This window comes from Xanthomonas sp. WHRI 1810A (genome assembly GCF_040202885.1).
In the GTDB taxonomy this organism is placed as follows: Bacteria; Pseudomonadota; Gammaproteobacteria; order Pseudomonadales; family Pseudomonadaceae; genus Aquipseudomonas.
Window position 1 is genome coordinate 123333 of record NZ_JBEGED010000002.1, and the last position, 19293, is coordinate 142625.

Sequence of the window (19293 nt, forward strand, 5' to 3'; positions counted from 1 at the left end):
GTTGAGGGTCACGGACAGGCGACGGCGCCGGTCCCACTGTTCTTGTTCGTTACCTGGAGCGCCGAGGCAGCGGACTATCCAGGCGGCTTGTAACCGCATACTACGTGTGGAATTGGGCGCCGTCATAGTGTCGTCAGCGCCTGGCAAACCGCAAGACGTGATCAACGGGATATGCGCCAAAAGGAAGCAATTTCTTTGCCGCCTCTGCTTATGCACTGCAGACGCTTGATCGAAACAAAAACGGCCCGCTTCAGAAGCGGGCCGTTTTTCGACAGGCGGTGTCGCGGTGTCAGTCCTGACGACTGGTCACTTCCAGCAAGTGATAACCGAATTGCGTCTTGACCGGGCCCTGAACCACGTTGACCGGCGCGCTGAACACGACGGTGTCGAATTCCTTAACCATCTGTCCTGGACCGAAAGACCCCAGGTCGCCGCCTTGACGGCTGGACGGGCAGCTGGAATTGGCTTTTGCTACTTCTGCAAAATCAGCACCGCCTTCGATCTGGGCTTTGAGTTCGTTACATTTGGCTTCGTCGGAAACGAGAATGTGGCGGGCAGTGGCTTTAGCCATTTGAAATTACTCCTGTGGAAAAAGAAAGAGCCTACCGGACTAAGGACGGTTTTTACCACTAAAGTTCCTGACCGTTTCGCTTGTCGGCAGTCGGTTCGCGGCGCTACAAGCCTTTACGGCTGAGCCTGACGGCGTGCTCAATATAGAGCGCGACGGGATCGACGCTGGTGCGCACTACCGCAGCCGTCTGATTAATGGTGTCGACATGATCCATGGGGTAATCGGAACGGATGACCTGGCCCAGATGCGAGCTGAAGCGTCCGACCAGTCCGTCGTTGAATTCCTTTTCCCGCTCGAACAACAGGGCGTAACTGCGACATGCCAGGTGCAGGGGATCAAAGCCGTTGCGCCCTTCGCTGAGCAGGTTGCCGCTGATGCAGCCACTCCATGAGTAATATCCGACGCCGTCGACCCATTCCGGGCCGCTTTCACCCCACGTCACAGGCAACCCTTGCGGGTACTTGAGGTTGAAGGCGCTGACGCCTGCGGTGGTCAATGCGTCCAGCGCCGCGATCGGCTGCTGTGGTAGCCCGGTGTTGCCGCTGAGCAGTCCCAGGAACCGGGCAAAGCCTTGAGTGAGTGCGGCAGCGACGTGTTCCGGCACTGCGCCGGGTTCAAACGCCTCGCGCAGGCGGTCGGCCACTTCCGAGCCATGGTTGGGGCCGCTGATGGAGGTCACGGAGGCGGTGAGGTCAGGCCGTGTGGCTGCGGCATAGCGGGCAGTCAATGCCCCCTGGCTGTGGCCAAACAGGTTGACCCTGGTGTAGCCGGTGCGCTTGAGGAAACGCTGGATCTGTTCCAGCAGTTGCTCGCCGCGGGTTTCATTGTCGTGGGCGGCGGACAACGCCGGGACATGGACGCGACAACCGGCTTTCTCCAGCGCCGGCTGAATGCCATGAAACATGTCGAATGAGCCGATGCGGTCGAAGCCGAACAGGCCATGAACCAGCAGGATGGGGTATTTGGTGGTCACTTCCGTGTGCATGAAAACGCGTCCGGGCTGCTTGAGGGCTGCAGACGATACCGGCAGGCGGACGATAGAAAACGGCGGGGTTTTACAGGATGACGATTCGTCGGGACAGAGGGTGGCGCGCGCCCTATGCGCTGCAAGCCCCGACGGCTCGGGGGCTGGCGCGCCAGATGACCGGATAACGGACAGTGTCCTGAGGGCGGCGGCGCTTTTTCGTACGGCTGCCGTCTTGATGAACGGGGTGCTGCTCAGTCTTGGGTGACACCGGGAATTCATGCCGGCCACGCTTGCGCGGCCGGCTTCCTGCTTTCGGGTGTTACCGGAAACGCAGCTTGTCCACGGCCCTGCGCAATAACTGCTCGGTGGCCTCCCAGCCAAGGCAGCCGTCTGTGACGGATACGCCATAGCGCATCGAAGCGCTCAAGGGCTGGCAGCCTTCAAACAGGTGACTTTCCAGCATCATGCCGATCAGGCTGCTGTCGCCGGTCAGGCGCTGTTCGAGCACCTCATTGAACACGCTTGGTTGGCGCAGCGGGTCTTTGCCGCTGTTGGCGTGACTGCAGTCCACCATGATCCGGGCGGCGGTGCGGTTTTTCAGCAGGCTGGCGTTGACATGCGCGATGCTCTGGGCGTCGTAGTTCGGGCCGCTGTGACCGCCGCGCAAGACAATGTGGGTGTGCGGATTGCCCCGGCTTTCGATGATGGCGGTATGCCCCTGGGGGTCCATCCCGAAATGACGATGGGGATGGGCGGCAGAGCGGATGGCGTCACAGGCGACCGCGACGCCGCCGTCGGTGCCGTTCTTGAAGCCCACCGGCATGGGCAGGCCGCTAGCCATTTCGCGATGGATCTGTGACTCAGTTGTCCGCGCGCCAATCGCCACCCAACTCAGCAGGTCATCGAAATAGCCTGACGCCATGGGCTGCAGCAACTCCGTGGCGACCGGCAGGCCCAGTCGCAGCATTTCCCGCATCAGGTGGCGAGACAACGTCAGGCCACCGGCCATGTCGTCACTGCCGTCCAGTTGAGGATCGTAGGCCAGTCCCTTCCAGCCCACCGTGGTCCGGGGCTTTTCAACGTAGGCGCGCATGACCAGCAGCATCTGGTCGCTGACGTACATGGCCAGGTCGGCCAGGCGCTGGGCGTATTCCTGCGCCGACTGCGGATCGTGGATCGAGCAGGGACCGACGATCACCAGCAGACGGGAGTCTTCACCGTTGAGGATCGCGCGAATGGACTGGCGGTGGGCTGCGACTTGTTGGTTCAGCGCTGCATCCAGTGGCAACTGCTGTTTGAGCTGCAAGGGACTGGGCAAGCGCGTTGGGCCGGGAACGCTGTCAAGCAGGGTCACGGGGGCGGACGCGTGGTCTGGCAGGGTCTTGGTGGCAACGGACGAATTCATGTTCTGGCTTCCTGGCCGGCGGGCGTATCCCGCGCGGGCCTACTGGGGTGTTCGACAATGGACCGGACGGGGTGTCTGGGTTGGGCTGCCACCTGTCAGTGACCGATCGGAGGCGGCTGGTTGTCCCGAACGGAGCCCGCTAAATCGCCAGGCGAAATCGATGTCGTTGCGGTAATAGCGTTGAGTGTTCATAGGGGTGTTCCTCGTTTAAGTCTTTGAGTGATCAATCGTCGATTTTATAGGGGCTGAAAAAACAAAACCCCCGGTCGGGTAGCCGACCGGGGGTAGAGAATTCTCTGGTTGGCGTCCCCTGAGTAGTGGGCGCCGGATGGGTATCAGGCGCGCCAGTGGCTAAACCAATACCCATAAAAATAGGACACGCGGGAGACGCTCTGTTGACTCGCAACCCGGGCAGCTTTCAGCGCAGCCGAACGCGGGGCGTCGGCAGTGCGGCAAAGCTGGGAAGGGGTGGAATGCAACATGGTGAGTCTCCGTTGAGTGGGCCGAGCTTACTTCAGGCCCGGGCCGATATTCAATTGGAAAAATCAATAACGGTGATGAAGACGCGGCTGCGGGTCGCCGTCACTGGGAAGGCGGTTCCACATCACTCACGTCAGCACCCGGAATCACGCCAATTTTCATCCCCAGCAGCACGGCGACGCGATGCGCTTCACCGCGACGCCCTTTCTTTCGTCCGGACAGAATCTGGTAGGTGGTTGCCGGATCGACATTGTTTTCCCGTGCAAACTCTTGAACTGATTTTCCTTGCTCTTCTAGCCAGGCCTTGGCTTGTGCAGCAGTACGAGTTCCGGGCATAGTTCAAAACCGTTCAAGTTAGTTTACTTTATCTGGATTCTACCATTCGTAAGGATGGAGTCAACAGGGCTATATATTCAAATGAGTGGAATCGGCGTTCGACTTAGGGAAGAAAGGGAGCGACTGGGGCTTTCCCAGAGGGCTTTCGGTGAAATTGGAGGAGTTGAGGCCAACGCTCAGGGGAAATATGAGAGCGGCAGTCGGGCCCCCAAGGCCGACTATTTGGCCGCCGTCGCACGCAAGGGGGTAGACGTGTTGTACGTTCTGACAGGGCAACGCACGCCTGTCTCTCTTGACCGCCTCAGCCAGGTCGAGGAGTGGGTTTTGGGCAGTTATCGGTCTTTGGAAAAAGAGGATCAAGATGCAATACGGCGCCTGACGACAACGTTGGCGGAGTTTTCGGCGCCTTACGGGGTGCAGAAAAAGCCGGTGACGGAGGAATGATGGCAGCGCACTGGCCAATGCAGTCAGCTCAAGTTTTTTACAAAAGATGTCGTCGATGATGGTAGGTTATTGGGAGTATTAACCTTTTTACTGCGTCAGCTCGGGCTTGGCATCAAAGGTCTCGATCGCCTTTTTTTGCTACAGTGACGGCCTGTCGTCATATCGTTCGTGAGGTGTCTGCTTGATTAGGGTGCTGGTTGTCGATGACCACGATCTGGTTCGGACAGGTATCACACGGATGCTGGCCGACATTGACGGTCTGCAGGTCGTGGGACAAGCTGACTCCGGTGAAGAATCCTTGAAAAAGGCCCGGGAGCTCAAGCCCGACGTGGTGCTCATGGACGTCAAGATGCCAGGCATCGGCGGCCTTGAGGCCACGCGCAAAATGCTCCGCAGCCACCCTGAGATCAAGGTGGTGGCAGTGACGGTCTGTGAGGAAGATCCTTTCCCCACTCGGCTGCTGCAGGCCGGTGCCGCCGGCTACATGACCAAGGGGGCCGGGTTGACTGAAATGGTCCAGGCCATTCGTCTGGTGTTCGCCGGGCAACGGTACATCAGTCCGCAGATTGCCCAGCAGCTCGCGCTCAAGTCGTTCCAGCCGCAAACCAACAACTCGCCGTTCGACTTATTGTCAGAGCGTGAAATCCAGATTGCGCTCATGATTGTCGGCTGCCAGAAAGTGCAGACCATCTCCGACAAGTTGTGCCTTTCCCCTAAAACCGTGAATACCTACCGTTACCGCATCTTTGAAAAGCTTTCGATCGGCAGTGATGTCGAACTCGCTTTGTTGGCTGTCCGTCACGGCATGGTGGATGCCAGCGCCTGAAATGACTCAATTGTTCGATCCCAGTGCTTTTCTTTCCACGTGCAGCGGTCGTCCGGGTGTTTACCGGATGTTCGATGCCGATGCTCGTCTGCTGTATGTCGGCAAAGCCAAAAACCTGAAAAAGCGTCTTGCCAGCTATTTCCGCAAGACCGGCCATGCGCCCAAGACCGGTGCGCTGGTCGCCCGCATCGCGCAGATCGAAACCACCATCACCGCCAACGAAACCGAGGCGTTGCTGCTGGAGCAGACGCTGATCAAGGAGTCGCGTCCGCCGTACAACATCCTGCTGCGTGACGACAAGTCCTACCCCTATGTGTATTTGTCGGACGGGCCTTTCCCGCGCCTGAGCATTCATCGCGGGGCGAAGAAGGGCAAGGGCCGTTATTTCGGCCCGTATCCGAGCGCAGGTGCGATTCGCGAAAGCCTGAGCCTGATGCAGAAGACTTTTCTGGTGCGGCAGTGCGAGGACAGCTTTTACAAGAACCGCACCCGGCCGTGCCTGCAATATCAGATCAAGCGCTGCAAGGCGCCCTGCGTGGGACTGGTCGAGACCGAGACTTACGCCGAAGACGTGCGCCACTCCGTGATGTTCCTCGAAGGCCGCAGCAATGCGCTGACTGACGAGTTGAACATGCTGATGGAGAAATCCGCCATGGCGCTGGATTTCGAACACGCCGCCGAGCTGCGGGACCAGATTGGTCTGCTGCGTCGTGTGCAGGACCAGCAGAACATGGACGGCGGTACCGGGGATGTCGATGTGGTCGCCGCATTCGTCAACCCGGGCGGCGCCTGCGTTCACTTGATCAGCGTGCGTGGCGGACGAGTCCTGGGCAGCAAGAACTTCTTCCCGCAGGTCGGTATTGAGGAAGAGGTGGGCGAGGTGATGTCGGCGTTCCTGGCGCAGTATTTCCTGGGCGGCACAGATCGCGAATTGCCGGGCGAAATCATCGTCAATGTGCTGAACGAAGACTTCCCGGCACTGATCGAGGCGATTGAAACCTCGCGCGGACGCGAATTGACCATCAGCCACCGCGTGCGCGGCACCCGCGCACGCTGGCAACAAATGGCAGTGACCAATGCCGAACAGGCACTGGGCGCACGGCTGGCCAACCGGCAACACATGGCAGCGCGCTTCGAGGCGTTGGCCGGGGTGCTCAAGCTCGACGAAATCCCTCTGCGCCTGGAATGCTATGACATCAGCCATTCCAGCGGTGAAGCCACTGTGGCGTCGTGCGTGGTGTTCGGACCGGAAGGCCCGATCAAGGCCGATTATCGCCGCTACAACATCGAAGGCATCACCGGCGGCGACGATTACGCCGCGATGCACCAGGCGCTGACGCGTCGCTTCGGCAAGATCAAGGACGGCGAGGGCAAGTTGCCCGACATCCTGATCGTCGACGGCGGTAAGGGACAGTTGTCCATGGCCCGCGATGTGATGAACGAGCTGGCCGTACCCGACCTGATTTTGCTGGGTATTGCCAAGGGCGCCACGCGCAAGGCAGGTTTTGAAACCCTCTACCTGAACGACGCGGCCCATGAGTTCACGCTGAAAGGGGACTCGCCGGCACTGCATTTGATTCAGCAGATCCGCGACGAGGCGCACCGATTCGCCATTACCGGACACCGTGCACGACGTGGCAAGACCCGCCGCACCTCGACGCTGGAAGGTGTCGCAGGGGTAGGCCCGACACGTCGACGTGATCTGCTGAAGCATTTCGGCGGCTTGCAGGAATTGGCCCGCGCCAGCATCGAAGAAATAGCAAAAGCACCCGGAATCAGTAAAAAGCTCGCAGAGTCGATTTATGCGAACCTGCACAGCGAGTAGACTGCCCGCTCACCTCGTAGCCAGTTGTGCCGATGAATATCCCTAATCTGATCACCGTTTTACGTGTCCTGCTGATTCCGATCTTCATTCTGTTGTTTTATTTGCCCTATCACTGGAGCTACATGGCGGCCAGTTCGGTCTTTGCTTTGGCCGCTGCAACGGACTGGCTGGATGGCTATCTGGCCCGACGCCTGGAGCAGAGCACGCCGTTCGGTGCGTTCCTCGATCCGGTGGCAGACAAATTGATGGTGGCGGTGGCATTGGTGCTGCTGGTCCAGGCCCACGCCAACTTCTGGCTGACGTTGCCTGCTGCTGTCATCATCGGCCGCGAGATCGTGATCTCTGCATTGCGCGAATGGATGGCCGAACTGGGGGCGCGTGCTCAGGTGGCCGTGTCCAACCTGGGCAAATGGAAAACGGCTGCGCAGATGGTCGCGCTCATCATCTTGCTCGCCAACGCCCCCGCGTTCACCTTCTGGGTGGTGCTGGGTTACGTGCTGCTGATGATCGCCGCCGGACTGACATTGTGGTCGATGGTGCAATATTTGCGCGCCGCCTGGCCTCATCTGCGTCCCACGACGGAAGAGAAATAAGTTTTTGAATCAAAGGGTTGACGCCGTCATTTGAATCTATAGAATGGCGGCCACCAAGAAGCGGGAATAGCTCAGTTGGTAGAGCACGACCTTGCCAAGGTCGGGGTCGCGAGTTCGAGTCTCGTTTCCCGCTCCAGTTTAAAATGCATTTGGTGTTAGCGGTTGGAACCCTGAATGTTTGAGGCCGAGTAGCAAAATGGTTATGCCGTGGATTGCAAATCCACTTACGCCGGTTCGATTCCGACCTCGGCCTCCACTTTAAAAGCCCCTAAGATCAACGTCTTAGGGGCTTTTTCTTATGTCTTGGATTAAGCAATTACTTCCGCTTCAGTTCAAGTCACTTCCGCAGCTAGCTTCATGTTCCTAAGTTAGCGACTGGTGTACTGCTGCGCTCGTACCATAGAATTTTCACCAGCGCTGCTCAAAGATGGATGACGAACTTGAACACCAGCAAGGTAGCCAGTGCAGATGCTGCGCCGACGGCGAAGGGCAACAACCCCACGCGTGATGCAAATGAGAGCTTTGCATTCATCTGGGCGTCCAGATCCGCTATCTCACGACTCAGGGCTCTAGGTGTGTTGTTGCTATTGCGTGCATTGTTCATTGAAATGTCTCGTCGGATCTTTGGATAGCTGCTGAGTAATGTGAGTCTGCCGGCAAAAAAATTCAAGATTTTGCGTGTAACGCATCTTGCGTCGCCAATGACTCAAGCATCGGACAGCAGGTTAATGATTGCGCTTGCAGCAGTGATCAGACCAGCCCCCACCAGGAATGGATACCAAAAGGCCTCGCTTCTTAGTTTCCTTTCCTCAGCTAGCAGCTTACGAGTCTCGGAAACCAATTTCCTGGTCTCAATCTGCAGCTTTTCAAGCTCAAGAAATTTTCGGTCGTCCTGTAGCATTTTGATTTCCTTAACGAGGGTCCTAATTCTTGAATCCACTGATTCTGAGCGCTACAGATTGGAAGGCTAGCTTTGCCGCCCGAGCTGGTCTACCAAGGAATCTTTTCGAGATATAGCCCTGTCTGCCTGTCTATGTACCCACTGGACGTGTTGATACAGGGCGGAATTTGCTCATGACTCATTCAGCTTGCCGAGTAAATTTGCCGGTGTCCGCAACGGGGAACAGCGTTGAGCGTGTGGCATACACGGGTTGAGAGCGAGCAGGTTGCCGCGCAAAGCGCATCGTACGGTCATGCCAGAGATTGAGAACCGTTGAGGCTGCGCGGGGCATGTCGTAGATCACTGATTTACGGCACTTTTTATTTGCCGTCTGCGACAAGGCCTGGAGTCATTTAGCTCACCGCCACCCTTGCGCCACCGCAAAGGGATGTATATATTCCCACCCTCTTGCCGCGCAGGCGCTTTGTGTTCATAGACGCCGCAGCGCGCAAGCGTGCTACCGCCCTGATGGTGAAATTGGTAGACACACCGGACTTAAAATCCGTCGTCCGAAAGGATGTGCCGGTTCGACTCCGGCTCGGGGCACCATACAAATCAGGCGCTTAGGAATGATCCCTAAGCGCCTGATTTATTTCAGTATTGCCGCAATTATAAAATTTTGCCGCAATTCACTTCGTTGAAGTGACCTTTTTCCCTCTCCTTCTTCGGATGTAATGCTCGGTCATCGCCACCGTGGTGTGACCTAACTGATCCTTCGCCTGCAAGATATCCCCGCTGCTTTCCGCTTTGTCCGTGCCCGCCTTCGCACGCAAATGCCTCATCTGAAATTCAGCCTTCGGCACATTCGCTGCCTTCCTGGCGTCATCAAATCGCTTCCTCAGGATCGCTGCCGTCATCGCGGCGCCGTCGACGGTGATAATCAGCTTGGTAGACCTCACCTTCAGCGCGGCTTGCCGTGACAGTCCCAACTGGATCTGCCGCCGACCTACTGCCGTCCCCCCCAGCGTTGTACGCCGCCAGGCTTTCCTTCGCCGTGGGCCGCGGTGATCATCACAGGGCTGATCAGCGTGAGTTCGCCGCGGTTGGCGCATGTCACAGTCGGCAGCGGCTCCATTGGATCGTTGATGCGGTCGCTGCCCTGGTGAGTGGCTGGCGCAATGACCGGGCCGACCACTGAGAACGCGCCGCCTTTCGGGTAGGAGGTGACGGTGCGCAGCGGCTGATTGGCTAACTGCACCGTTTCGCCTGACCAGTTGGCGATGGGCACGATAAAGGGCGCCGGAACCTAAACCCCGTATTCATTGACCTACTCTACAGGGAGCAACGCATTCGGAATTATCTCGCCCTTACCGCCCGGGATTGACATCAGCACCGTCATACTTAATCGATCAAACCACGAGAGTAAAAATTTATCAGCGTTACACTACTTCGACAGCGGTGTCCAAGATCCCTACGCGCCGAAGAAGGTGTTTTCCTGACAGTACGCTTATTTAAGATTTGCCCCTCATTATTACCGTTGCTAGGGCGATACAAAAGCATTGGCATAGGCATTCTTCGATGTCCTCCAAATGACCAGGTGTTTGCATGGCCCTACGATCGTTGAAAATCTCTAACCGAACATTAGCCTGCTTCGCCTTCATGATCCTAATGGTCTTGGGTCTGGGAGCCTTCAGTCTTCATCAGATGAGCACTATTCGAGAAAAAGGGCTTGAGATCGAGAATGACTCGCTGCCAGGCATCGCACTAGGTGATGACATCGCCTTGGCATTTGCCAATACCCGCTATGGGGTAATGAAGCTGCTCACCGCCAAAGATAGCAGCCAAATCGACTTGGCCCATAGCGAGCTTGTGAAAAAGGAAGACGCGTTTAATGACGCAATTGTGGCCTACACGCCGCTTATTACAAGTGATGACGAGCGCTCACTGATTGCTGATCTGAAGGCAACTTACAAAACCTATGCCGATCAGTCCGATCGAATGTTCAATCTGGCGAAGAGCGCTGAAGGGGAACAGGCGCGGCAGATCGCCTGGGACACATTGCCGTCAGTTGCGGACGGGATGTCGGAATTATTGGGCAAGCTCGAAAAATTAAATAATGATTCTGAAGCCCAATCCAGCGCGGTCGCATCTAATGAATTTGCCAGCGCGAAGCTGATCACGGCCTTAGTAATCGTTTTGGCGATATTCACGACGTTGATAATGGCCTGGCGGTTGACCAGGAGCCTGGCAGGCCCCATCAATGACGCACTCAGGGCGTCGGAACGCGTTGCGGCCGGCGATTTGAGAGAGAGTGAATCTAATGCTGCCGGCATTGACGAGCCGGCCTTACTGCTCCAGTCGATGGCTCGCATGCGAGAGAATCTGCGTTCGACGCTTAATCAGGTGGGTGACGCTGCCAGTCAGCTATCGTCGGCCGCTGAGGAAATGAATGCACTGATGCTCAGCAGCAACGTGGACTTGCAGGCACAGAACAGCGAAATCGAAATGGCCGCCACAGCCGTCACCGAGATGAGTCAGGCCATCGAAGAAGTGGCGCGTAACGCCGTCTCCACATCGGAAGAATCCAAGCGTTCATCCCGCACCGCGCTGCAAGGCCAAGCGGAGCTGAACGAGACAGTCAGTTCCATCATTGAGCTGACGCAAAACGTGCTTACTGCCTCGGAACAGGCGCAGATCCTTGCTACCCGAACGGTAGAAATTAGCAAGGTACTGGAGGTGATTCGCTCAGTGTCGGAGCAAACCAACCTGTTGGCACTCAATGCCGCGATTGAGGCTGCACGTGCAGGCGATGCAGGCCGAGGTTTTGCGGTGGTCGCTGATGAGGTGCGCGCCCTTGCCCACCGCACCAGTGAATCTACACGGGAAATTGAAGCGATGATTGGTCTTATCCAGGCCGGGACGAGCAGCACAGTATCGGCGCTTGCAGTAAGCACTGACCAAGCGCAGCGCACTAAGGGCCAAGCTCAGTCGGCCAATGATGCACTCACCCTCATAGCGAGCTCAGTCACGGTCATTGACGAACGAAATATGGTTATCGCCAGTGCCTCTGAAGAGCAATCTCAGGTCGCTCGGGAAGTTGACCGCAACTTGGTGCGTATCCGAGATCTGTCAGTCCAGTCCGCTGTTCGCGCCGACCAGACAAGCAGCGCCAGCCAGTCATTGGCACTGCTGGCAAACAATTTAAACACGACGTTACTCAAATTTAAGTTATAGAAATTCGACACCAATGGTGCAAGTTCATCGGCTCCTCTCTGAACACTGTCTTCTATCTCCCATCGGGGCATAACTGATTTGGATTTGGATTTTGTGTCGGTGGGCAGGACGCCAGGGGAGGGGTTGAAATCTTGCCGCAAAAATAACCTGCCCCCCTTGAAAACAAAGGGATACGGACAAGACAAAAAACAAAGATTGCGGAACGATTAGCGGTATAAGTCGTTAAATTACAAGGGCTTGTCTGCGGACTTAAAATCCGTAGTCTGAAAGGATGTGCCGGTTCGACTCCGGCTCGGGGCACCAAATAAGTCAGGCACTTACGGAGCAATCCGGAGCGCCTGAGTCGTTTCTGGGTATTTGAAGCGACTCAAGCAGGGAAACGATACATTTTGCGACGCATCAACGCGTTAGCAGGCGCCCCCTAAGCTTCCTTTCGACAGTCATCTTGTGCTACCGCTCGTCAGTGCCAGCACTACCTCCGGAATCTAATCCCGATTTGACGGGTCTGTGTAGTGTCCAGTCATTCGAGACATCCCAATGCAACCCATTGAAATTCATCCTCAAGACAGCCAACGGCTTCTCTGCGAACTCAACAGGGCTACCACCGCCATGATGGAGATCGGCCTGAGCCAGGTCGGCAGCGCAGACTGGCACGAAGCGCATCTTCGTCAGCAGCAGGCATTCGCCAGCTGGTTGCGTTACCTGCGACGCGATCCACTGCCCAAAGGCAGAACAACGGATCTGGTTGCGGCCTGACCAGGAAGCCCAGCCGTACTCCTTGATGCAGCGGGAACCTTTACCTGACCGGACAGTCAGGATACAGGTGTCCAAACTGCGCACCTCGGGAGTTCAGCATGCCTCTTTACACCGTCGACTATCTGTTCGAGCACAATCCCCGCAGCCACGCCTTTGCGCTCGCTGATCAACACCTTTCTCCCCATGACGCCGCGCTGCACCTGATCCAGCTGCACTTTGGCGACTCCGAAAACAGTCTGAACATGCCTAATGCCGACGCGACCCCGGACGAGATTCTGCGTCAGGCGGAGTTGCTGGGCATCTCCGCCGTGCAGGTTCAGGTTCCAAGCCAGGCCTAAGCGTCACTTTCCGTGCAGGGCGTTCTTGAGGAACGGTGCAGTGCGGCTGGCCGACGCCTTGACCACTTTCTCTGGCGTGCCACTGGCAACGATTCTGCCGCCTTTGTCACCCGCACCGGGCCCGATGTCGATGACCCAGTCGCTCTGGGCCACGACGCGCATTTCGTGCTCGACCACCACCACCGTATGCCCACCGTCTACCAGCGCGTTCAGTTGCAGCAGCAAGCGGTCGACGTCGCGGGGGTGCAGCCCGGTGGTGGGCTCGTCCAGGACGTACAACGTGGCGCCGCGCTGGGCGCGCTGCAGTTCGGTGGCCAGTTTGATCCGTTGTGCTTCGCCACCGGACAGTTCGGTCGCGGGCTGGCCCAGGCGCAGATAGCCCAGCCCGATGTCGCGCAGCACGGCTAACGACCGCGCGACGCCGGGCTGTTCGGCGAACACGTCAACCGCTTCCTCAACCGTCAGTTGCAGCACTTGCGCGATGCTGAGGCCCTGCCACTGGATGGCCAGGGTTTCAGGGTTGTAGCGGGCGCCGTGGCAGGTCGGGCAGGGCGCGTAAACGCTCGGCATGAACAACAACTCGACGCTGACGAAACCTTCGCCCTCGCACACCGGGCAGCGCCCTTTGGCGACGTTGAATGAAAACTGTCCGGCGTCATAGTGACGGGCTTTGGCTTCGGGCGTGGCGGCGAACAGCTTGCGCACGTTGTCGAACAGCCCGGTGTAGGTCGCCAGATTGGAGCGCGGCGTGCGGCCAATGGGCTTCTGGTCCACTTGCACCAGACGCGTGATGGATTCCAGTCCGCTGGCAATCCGGCCATCGGTGACCTGCGGCGCATCGTCTTCCAGGCTGGGCTCTTCCTGTTCGCTCGCTGCGGCAGGCTTGCCCAAGGCGGCGCCCACCAGTTCAAGCAGGGCCTGGCTGACCAGGCTCGATTTGCCCGAGCCGGACACCCCGGTGACTGCGGTAAAGCAACCCAAAGGAAACTCGGCGTTCAGCTTGTTCAGGTTGTTGCGGGTGATGCCTTCAAGCTTCAGCCAGCCGGTGGCGGTGCGCCGGTCGTCCGGCTTGGCGACGGGCCCGGCGAACAGGTACGCCCGGGTCTGCGATTCCTCGACATCGGCCAGACCGGCTGGCGGCCCGCTGTACAGCACGCGCCCACCATGCTCGCCGGCGGCAGGGCCGACATCGATCAGCCAGTCGGCCCGGCGCATGGTTTCCACGTCATGCTCCACGATAAACAGCGAGTTGCCCGCAGCCTTGAGTTGTTGCAGGGCGTTGAACAGCGCTTCACTGTCCGCCGGGTGCAGGCCCGCCGAGGGCTCGTCCAGCACGTAGATCACCCCAAACAGCTGCGACCCCAATTGTGTGGCCAGGCGCAGGCGCTGCAATTCGCCGGACGACAACGTTGGCGTACTGCGATCAAGGGAAAGGTAGCCCAGCCCCAGGTCGGTCAATGTGCTGACCCGCGCGAGCAAGTCCTGGGCGATGCGTTGCGCGGCCAGACGCTTTTCGATGGACAGATTAGGAGTGGGGCGCACATCCGGCGCGGCGTCGTGGGCCGAACCACCGGCTTTGACGCGCTGCTTGCGTGCCTTGTCCCGTTGGGCGGCGTCCAGCGTGCCGCTGTCTGATTCGGCCTCCGCTGAAAAGGTGCCTGCTGCCACCGGTCGCAACACTTCCGCCAGGGCCAGCAACGGCATTTGCTGCAGCTCGCCGATGTCCAGGCCGGCGAAGGTCACCGACAGGGCTTCACGCTTGAGGCGTTTGCCATCACACAGCGGGCAGGGGCTGCCGCGCATGAACTGCGACACGCGCTTTTTCATCAGTGCGCTTTGCGAATGCGTGAAGGTGTGCAACACGTAGCGCCGGGCGCCGGTAAAGGTGCCTTGGTAGCTCGGCTCGAGTTTGCGCTTGAGGGCGATTTTGGTCTCTGCGGGTGAAAGCCCGCCGTAGACCGGCACGGTGGGGGACTCTTCGGTGAACAGAATCCAGTCGCGGTCTTTTTTTGGCAGATCGCGCCACGGGATGTCCACGTCATAACCCAGGGTCACCAGGATGTCCCGCTGATTCTGGCCCTGCCACGCGGGCGGCCACGAGGCAATCGCACGCTCGCGGATCGTCAGCGAGTCGTCCGGCACCATCAGCTGTTCCGTGACTTCATAGACCCGGCCCAGGCCGTGGCATTCCGGGCACGCGCCTTGTGGCAGGTTCGGCGAAAAGTCCTCGGCGTAGAGCATCGGCTGGCCGGCCGGGTAATGGCCGGCGCGGGAGTAGAGCATGCGAATCAGGCTGGAGAGCGTGGTGACGCTGCCCACTGACGAGCGAGTACTGGGCGTCCCGCGTTGCTGCTGCAGGGCGACGGCGGGTGGCAGGCCGTCAATCGAATCGACGTCCGGAACGCCCACTTGATCGATCAGGCGCCGGGCGTAAGGGGCCACCGACTCGAAGTAACGCCGCTGGGCCTCGGCATACACCGTGGAGAAGGCCAGCGAGGACTTGCCCGAGCCGGACACCCCGGTGAACACCACCAAGGCATCTCGCGGAATGTCGACATCCACGTCCTTGAGGTTGTGTTCACGGGCGCCCCGCACCCTGACGAACCCGCTGTGAACGGACTCACCGGGCTGCGGTGAAGAAGAGGACGCGTGGGCGGGAGTGGAGGAGGGAAGCTTTGAAGTCATTGTCCAGCCTTATGGGGGCATCAAGGTGGCGAACGGATCAGTTCGCGCCGGGTACTTTCGGGGTGTGGCCCTGGTCATCGTGCTCGCCGCCGGTGACGGATTTTTCCTCGCGCATCTCATCAACCCGGTCTTCGTGATCAGCGGCGTCCGAAGGGCGCGCGTCCGGGTCGTTGAGGTTGATGCCGCGTTGGTCGTGCTTGTCTTGGGCCATGTCAGGTCTTCCTGTATTGAGAGTGGACAGGCCGAGCCTGCGGGGCTCGGTCAGTGTGTCTAGCTCGCCTGGCTTTCGAGCTGCGCTTGCAGGCCTTTGAGGAAGTTCGCCAGTGCGACCTCTTCCATGCGCAGGCCTTTGCGTTGTCGCGAGGGCGGCAGCTTATGCAGGTCCCCCACGAGAAACCCTTCCAGTACGGCCGGGTGGATGTAGCATTTGCGGCACACCGCGGGCGTATTGCCCAGTTGCTGCGAGACCGCCTTGATCATGCTCACAATGTGCTTTTTGGCATCGGCGGCAGGCTGCCAGTCCAGCTTGCTGAGCGTTGACAACGCCAGTGCGCTGCCGGCCCAGGTGCGGTAATCCTTGGCGGTGAAGTCGGCGCCGGTGAGTTCGTGCAGATAGTTGTTGATGTCCGAAGACGACACGGTGTGCCGCTGGCCGTCATCGTCCAGGTACTGGAACAGGTTCTGGCCGGGCAGCTCCATACAGCGCTTGATGATCCTGGCCAGGCGCCGGTCCTTGACGCTGATCTGATGCTCGACGCCGCTCTTGCCCCGAAACTCGAAGAGGATCTCGCTGCCTTTGACGTCCACGTGCTTATTGCGCAGCGTGGTCAGTCCGTAGGACCGGTTGTCGCGCGCGTACTGCGTGTTGCCGATCCGGATCAATGTGGCATCGAGCAGCGAGACCACGGTCGCCATGACTTTTTCGCGGCCTATGCCCGGAAGCGCCAGTTGCGCTTCCAGTTTCTTGCGCACTTTGGGCAGAGCAATACCGAAGGCGATCATCCGCGAGTATTTGTTCTCGTCGCGGATCTCGCGCCAGCGGGGATGGTAGCGGTATTGCTTGCGGCCTTTGGCATCACGGCCGGTGGCCTGCAAATGGCCGCGCGGGTCGGCGCAAATCCACACGTCGGTGTAGGCGGGCGGGATAACCAGCAGGTTGATGCGCTTGATCACGGCTTCGTCGCGAATGCGCTCGCCGGCCTTATCGAAATAAACGACTTTGCCCCGCAGGACCTTGCGACTGAAACCGGGCTGGCTGTCATCGACGTAGTGCAAGTCCTTCGGGAGATTGGCGATGACATCGGAATCGGGCATGACGGGGCGTCCTCAAGGCTGGTCCTTTGATTGACCGCCGCCGCTTGCAGTGGTGCCGAGAATTTAACCGGACGCCGTCATCGCGTGTCGCAGGATCAGGCCAGCAGCGCCACCGATTTGATCTGCGCCCACAATCGCTGGCCGGGCTGCAGGTGCAATTGATCCCGGGAAAAGCGGGTGATGCGCGCCAACAGGGGCGTGCCGCCGGCGTCCATGCGCACCAGCACGTGGGCGGCGTTGTCCGCCGGAATTTCGCTGACGACCGTGACCGGCAGACGGTTGAGGATGCTGCTGTGTTCGTCTGGCTGCAGGCTGAGGCTCACGTCCCGTGCCTGGACCTTGAGGCGCAGCGGTTTGCCCGGTTGCAGCGGCGAATGCGCGACACGAATCGTCAGCTCACTGCGGGGCAGGCGCACGGTCAGCAACTGGTAGTCGGCGTCATAGGCGCTGACGATCCCTTCGATGACCACCCCCGCGTCGTCGCCCATGGCCAGCGGCAGATCGAGTCGCGCCAGGGTTTCACCGATGGGCCCGCTGGCCAGCACCTTGCCGTCACTGAGCAGCACCAGATGGTCCGCCAGCCGCGCCACTTCGTCCTGTGAGTGGCTGACATACAGCATCGGAATCTCCAGCTCGTCGTGCAGACGTTCCAGGTACGGCAGGATTTCACTCTTGCGCCGGGCGTCCAGTGCCGCCAGCGGTTCGTCCAGCAGCAGCAACCGGGGGCTGGTCAGCAGCGCGCGGGCGATGCCGACCCGTTGCCGTTCGCCCCCGGACAGCGTGGCGGGGTCGCGGGCCAGCAAGTGATCGATCCCCAACAGTTCGCTGGCGTGGTCCAGTTGCACGCGCCGTTGATGAGTGGGGATGCGGCGCAGGCCGAATTCCAGATTGCCTTTCACCGACAGGTGCGGGAACAGGCTGGCCTCCTGAAAGACATAACCGACGGCGCGTTTGTGCGGCGGCAGAAACACGCCGTTGGCGCTGTCCTGCCAGGTTTCGCCGTTGATGCGGATCAAGCCTTCCGGCGCTTTTTCCAGCCCGGCGATGCAGCGCAGGCAGGTGGTCTTGCCGGAGCCGGAGTGGCCAAACAGCGCGCTGACGCCACGGCCGGGCAGGGCCAGGTCGACGTCCAGCGTAAAGTCGTTGAAGCCCATGTTCAGGCGGATGTCCAGAGGCAATGTCATGGGCTCAGCTCCAGCCGGCTTTGGTCTTGCCGCTGGAATAAAGCGCCAACAGGACCAGGAATGAAAACACCAGCATGAAGCCCGACAGCCAGTGGGCTTGCAGGTATTCCATGGACTCCACGTGGTTGAAGATCTGCGTGGACACCACCCGGGTCTTGTCCGGGATATTGCCGCCGATCATCAGCACCACGCCGAACTCACCGACGGTATGGGCAAACCCCAGGATCGCACCGGTAATAAAGCCGGGCCGGGCCAGGGGCAAGACCACCGAGAAAAACGTATCCCATGGACCTGCGCGCAGGGTCGCGGCGACTTCAAGGGGACGCGTGCCGATGGCCACAAACGCGTTTTGCAACGGCTGCACCACGAACGGCATCGAGTACAGCACCGAGCCGATGACCAGCCCGGTGAAACTGAAGGTCAGGGTGCCCAGCCCCAGGCTCTGAGTCAGCTGGCCCAGCGCGCCATTGGGCCCGAGCAGCAGCAGCAGGTAAAACCCGATGACGGTGGGCGGCAGCACCAGCGGCAACGCCACCACCGCGCCCACCGGGCCTTTGAGCCAGGAGTCAGTGCGCGCCAGCCACAAGGCGATGGGCGTGCCGATGATCAGCAAGATCACGGTGGTGAGCGACGCCAGTTTCAGCGTCAGCCAGATTGCCGCCATGTCGGCACTGCCCAGCGGCATTTACAGCTGATACCCGAAGGATTTGATCACTGCGGCGGCTTTCGGGCCCTTGAGGTAGTCCATCAACGCTTTGGCGGCCGGATTGTCCTTGCCTTTGTTGAGGATCACGGCGTCCTGCTTGATCGGCTCGTGCAGGTTGGCGGGCACTATCCACGCCGAGCCGCTGTTCAGTTTGCCGTCCTTGTACACCTGAGACAGCGCGACAAAGCCCAGTTCAGCGTTGCCGGTGGACACGAACTGGTACGCCTGGGCGATGCTCTGGCCTTCGACGATCTTCGGTTTAGTGGCGTCGGTCAGGCCGAGTTTGTCCAGCACTTGCGTGGCCGCCAGGCCGTAAGGCGCGGCTTTCGGGTTGGCGATGGAGAGGTGTTGGTAGGCGTTCTTCTTCAGCACGTCGCCCTTGTCGTCGACGTAGCCTTCCTTGGCCGACCACAGGGCCAGGGTGCCCACCGCGTAGGTGAAGCGCGAACCTTTGACGGTCTCGTTTTCCTGCTCCAGTTTGGCCGGGGTCGTGTCGTCGGCGGCGAGGAACACTTCGAACGGCGCGCCGTTCTTGATCTGGGTATAGAACTGGCCGGTGGCCCCGAAGGAAGCGACCAGTTTGTGGCCGGTGTCCTGTTCGAAATCCCGGGCGAGGGCCTGAATAGGCGCGGTGAAGTTGGCCGCCACCGCCACTTGCACCTCATCGGCGAGCGCGCTGCCGGCCGAACAGACGGCCACTGCAAGGGCGAGGGATGTCAGGGTATGACGCAGGACGTTGGCGCGCATGA

The 19293-nt window shown here is 59.5% G+C and carries 21 protein-coding genes, 3 tRNA genes and 1 pseudogene; 11 read left to right on the forward strand and 14 right to left on the reverse strand.

All coding sequences use genetic code 11. The annotated features are described in order from the left end of the window. Positions 1-289: 289 nt before the first annotated feature. From ABQX22_RS03815 to ABQX22_RS03830, 4 genes are all read right to left on the reverse strand, one after another. Positions 290-571 (reverse strand): peptidylprolyl isomerase, encoded by a 282-nt coding sequence (locus tag ABQX22_RS03815; protein WP_349796645.1) that lies wholly within the window; start codon positions 569-571, stop codon positions 290-292. 103 nt (positions 572-674) lie between these two features. Continuing rightward, on the reverse strand, positions 675-1556 hold the full coding sequence (locus ABQX22_RS03820; protein ID WP_349796647.1) for a lipase family alpha/beta hydrolase: 882 nt from the start codon (positions 1554-1556) through the stop codon (positions 675-677). Between the two features lie 301 nt (positions 1557-1857). Further along, positions 1858-2943 carry a 3-deoxy-7-phosphoheptulonate synthase gene (locus ABQX22_RS03825; protein WP_349796649.1) on the reverse strand — a complete coding sequence of 362 codons (1086 nt, stop codon included), beginning with the start codon at positions 2941-2943 and terminating at the stop codon, positions 1858-1860. 582 nt (positions 2944-3525) lie between these two features. Continuing rightward, a complete protein-coding gene (locus ABQX22_RS03830) occupies positions 3526-3759 on the reverse strand; it encodes a DNA-binding protein (protein WP_349796651.1) in 234 nt (77 codons plus the stop codon). 81 nt (positions 3760-3840) lie between these two features. Here ABQX22_RS03830 and ABQX22_RS26875 point away from each other — a divergent pair. From ABQX22_RS26875 to ABQX22_RS03860, 7 genes and pseudogenes are all read left to right on the forward strand, one after another. Continuing rightward, positions 3841-3987, forward strand: a pseudogene (locus ABQX22_RS26875) (helix-turn-helix domain-containing protein); the annotation flags it as partial. A gap of 24 nt (positions 3988-4011) precedes the next feature. Then, the gene (locus ABQX22_RS03835; RefSeq protein ID WP_349796653.1) at positions 4012-4203 is read left to right on the forward strand and encodes a hypothetical protein; all 192 of its coding nucleotides are present in this window, start codon (positions 4012-4014) and stop codon (positions 4201-4203) included. Between the two features lie 181 nt (positions 4204-4384). Further along, positions 4385-5029 carry a response regulator transcription factor GacA gene (gene gacA, locus ABQX22_RS03840; RefSeq protein ID WP_349796655.1) on the forward strand — a complete coding sequence of 215 codons (645 nt, stop codon included), beginning with the start codon at positions 4385-4387 and terminating at the stop codon, positions 5027-5029. A 1-nt stretch (position 5030) separates the two neighbouring features. Further along, positions 5031-6854: an excinuclease ABC subunit UvrC gene (uvrC, locus tag ABQX22_RS03845; protein ID WP_349796657.1), complete on the forward strand. Its 1824-nt coding sequence runs from the start codon at positions 5031-5033 to the stop codon at positions 6852-6854. Between the two features lie 26 nt (positions 6855-6880). Continuing rightward, on the forward strand, positions 6881-7447 hold the full coding sequence (gene pgsA, locus ABQX22_RS03850; RefSeq protein WP_349796659.1) for a CDP-diacylglycerol--glycerol-3-phosphate 3-phosphatidyltransferase: 567 nt from the start codon (positions 6881-6883) through the stop codon (positions 7445-7447). A 60-nt stretch (positions 7448-7507) separates the two neighbouring features. Beyond that, positions 7508-7583: transfer RNA gene (locus ABQX22_RS03855), tRNA-Gly, on the forward strand. 46 nt (positions 7584-7629) lie between these two features. Then, positions 7630-7703 (forward strand) — tRNA-Cys (locus tag ABQX22_RS03860). Positions 7704-7868: 165 nt separating this feature from the next. Here ABQX22_RS03860 and ABQX22_RS03865 read toward each other — a convergent pair. Beyond that, positions 7869-8051: a hypothetical protein gene (locus ABQX22_RS03865; RefSeq protein ID WP_349796661.1), complete on the reverse strand. Its 183-nt coding sequence runs from the start codon at positions 8049-8051 to the stop codon at positions 7869-7871. Between the two features lie 102 nt (positions 8052-8153). Beyond that, the gene (locus ABQX22_RS03870) at positions 8154-8348 is read right to left on the reverse strand and encodes a hypothetical protein (protein ID WP_349796663.1); all 195 of its coding nucleotides are present in this window, start codon (positions 8346-8348) and stop codon (positions 8154-8156) included. A gap of 501 nt (positions 8349-8849) precedes the next feature. Here ABQX22_RS03870 and ABQX22_RS03875 point away from each other — a divergent pair. After that, a tRNA-Leu gene (locus tag ABQX22_RS03875) sits at positions 8850-8936 on the forward strand. 80 nt (positions 8937-9016) lie between these two features. On the opposite strand, the gene ABQX22_RS03880 is transcribed toward ABQX22_RS03875, so the two are convergent. Both ABQX22_RS03880 and ABQX22_RS03885 read right to left on the reverse strand, forming a co-directional pair. Beyond that, positions 9017-9316 carry a tyrosine-type recombinase/integrase gene (locus ABQX22_RS03880; protein ID WP_349796665.1) on the reverse strand — a complete coding sequence of 100 codons (300 nt, stop codon included), beginning with the start codon at positions 9314-9316 and terminating at the stop codon, positions 9017-9019. 17 nt (positions 9317-9333) lie between these two features. Continuing rightward, positions 9334-9615: a hypothetical protein gene (locus ABQX22_RS03885; protein WP_349796667.1), complete on the reverse strand. Its 282-nt coding sequence runs from the start codon at positions 9613-9615 to the stop codon at positions 9334-9336. A 317-nt stretch (positions 9616-9932) separates the two neighbouring features. Between ABQX22_RS03885 and ABQX22_RS03890 the strand changes: the two genes are divergently transcribed. The 3 genes from ABQX22_RS03890 (at position 9933) to ABQX22_RS03900 (ending at position 12655) form a co-directional block, all read left to right on the forward strand. Then, complete coding sequence (locus ABQX22_RS03890) at positions 9933-11561, forward strand: methyl-accepting chemotaxis protein (RefSeq protein WP_349796669.1); 1629 nt, start codon at positions 9933-9935, stop codon at positions 11559-11561. A 537-nt stretch (positions 11562-12098) separates the two neighbouring features. Further along, positions 12099-12317, forward strand: coding sequence for a hypothetical protein (locus ABQX22_RS03895; protein ID WP_349796671.1), 219 nt, complete (start codon positions 12099-12101; stop codon positions 12315-12317). 98 nt (positions 12318-12415) lie between these two features. Next, positions 12416-12655 (forward strand): hypothetical protein, encoded by a 240-nt coding sequence (locus ABQX22_RS03900; RefSeq protein WP_349796674.1) that lies wholly within the window; start codon positions 12416-12418, stop codon positions 12653-12655. Between the two features lie 3 nt (positions 12656-12658). Here the strand turns inward: ABQX22_RS03900 and ABQX22_RS03905 are convergent, their stop codons facing one another. The 6 genes from ABQX22_RS03905 to modA all read right to left on the reverse strand — a co-directional run bounded on the left by ABQX22_RS03905 (position 12659) and on the right by modA (position 19291). Next, positions 12659-15340 carry an excinuclease ABC subunit UvrA gene (locus ABQX22_RS03905; protein WP_349796676.1) on the reverse strand — a complete coding sequence of 894 codons (2682 nt, stop codon included), beginning with the start codon at positions 15338-15340 and terminating at the stop codon, positions 12659-12661. Positions 15341-15377: 37 nt separating this feature from the next. Further along, complete coding sequence (locus ABQX22_RS03910) at positions 15378-15551, reverse strand: hypothetical protein (protein ID WP_349796678.1); 174 nt, start codon at positions 15549-15551, stop codon at positions 15378-15380. Positions 15552-15610: 59 nt separating this feature from the next. Continuing rightward, a complete protein-coding gene (locus ABQX22_RS03915) occupies positions 15611-16654 on the reverse strand; it encodes a DNA topoisomerase IB (protein WP_349796680.1) in 1044 nt (347 codons plus the stop codon). A 95-nt stretch (positions 16655-16749) separates the two neighbouring features. Beyond that, positions 16750-17838 (reverse strand): molybdenum ABC transporter ATP-binding protein, encoded by a 1089-nt coding sequence (gene modC / locus ABQX22_RS03920; RefSeq protein WP_349796682.1) that lies wholly within the window; start codon positions 17836-17838, stop codon positions 16750-16752. Positions 17839-17842: 4 nt separating this feature from the next. Further along, positions 17843-18523, reverse strand: coding sequence for a molybdate ABC transporter permease subunit (gene modB, locus ABQX22_RS03925; RefSeq protein WP_349796685.1), 681 nt, complete (start codon positions 18521-18523; stop codon positions 17843-17845). After that, a complete protein-coding gene (gene modA, locus ABQX22_RS03930; RefSeq protein WP_349796687.1) occupies positions 18524-19291 on the reverse strand; it encodes a molybdate ABC transporter substrate-binding protein in 768 nt (255 codons plus the stop codon). Between the last annotated feature and the right edge of the window lie 2 nt (positions 19292-19293).

Bases quoted from the DNA above. Each gene is read 5' to 3' on its own strand.
- ABQX22_RS03815 (WP_349796645.1), bottom strand. From the start codon at position 571: ATGGCTAAAGCCACTGCCCGCCACATTCTCGTTTCCGACGAAGCCAAA.
- ABQX22_RS03820 (WP_349796647.1), bottom strand. From the start codon at position 1,556: ATGCACACGGAAGTGACCACCAAATACCCCATCCTGCTGGTTCATGGC.
- ABQX22_RS03825 (WP_349796649.1), bottom strand. From the start codon at position 2,943: ATGAATTCGTCCGTTGCCACCAAGACCCTGCCAGACCACGCGTCCGCC.
- ABQX22_RS03830 (WP_349796651.1), bottom strand. From the start codon at position 3,759: ATGCCCGGAACTCGTACTGCTGCACAAGCCAAGGCCTGGCTAGAAGAG.
- uvrC (WP_349796657.1), top strand. From the start codon at position 5,031: ATGACTCAATTGTTCGATCCCAGTGCTTTTCTTTCCACGTGCAGCGGT.
- ABQX22_RS03865 (WP_349796661.1), bottom strand. From the start codon at position 8,051: ATGAACAATGCACGCAATAGCAACAACACACCTAGAGCCCTGAGTCGT.
- ABQX22_RS03870 (WP_349796663.1), bottom strand. From the start codon at position 8,348: ATGCTACAGGACGACCGAAAATTTCTTGAGCTTGAAAAGCTGCAGATT.
- ABQX22_RS03890 (WP_349796669.1), top strand. From the start codon at position 9,933: ATGGCCCTACGATCGTTGAAAATCTCTAACCGAACATTAGCCTGCTTC.
- ABQX22_RS03895 (WP_349796671.1), top strand. From the start codon at position 12,099: ATGCAACCCATTGAAATTCATCCTCAAGACAGCCAACGGCTTCTCTGC.
- ABQX22_RS03900 (WP_349796674.1), top strand. From the start codon at position 12,416: ATGCCTCTTTACACCGTCGACTATCTGTTCGAGCACAATCCCCGCAGC.
- ABQX22_RS03905 (WP_349796676.1), bottom strand. From the start codon at position 15,340: ATGACTTCAAAGCTTCCCTCCTCCACTCCCGCCCACGCGTCCTCTTCT.
- ABQX22_RS03910 (WP_349796678.1), bottom strand. From the start codon at position 15,551: ATGGCCCAAGACAAGCACGACCAACGCGGCATCAACCTCAACGACCCG.
- ABQX22_RS03915 (WP_349796680.1), bottom strand. From the start codon at position 16,654: ATGCCCGATTCCGATGTCATCGCCAATCTCCCGAAGGACTTGCACTAC.
- modC (WP_349796682.1), bottom strand. From the start codon at position 17,838: ATGACATTGCCTCTGGACATCCGCCTGAACATGGGCTTCAACGACTTT.
- modB (WP_349796685.1), bottom strand. From the start codon at position 18,523: ATGCCGCTGGGCAGTGCCGACATGGCGGCAATCTGGCTGACGCTGAAA.
- modA (WP_349796687.1), bottom strand. From the start codon at position 19,291: ATGCGCGCCAACGTCCTGCGTCATACCCTGACATCCCTCGCCCTTGCA.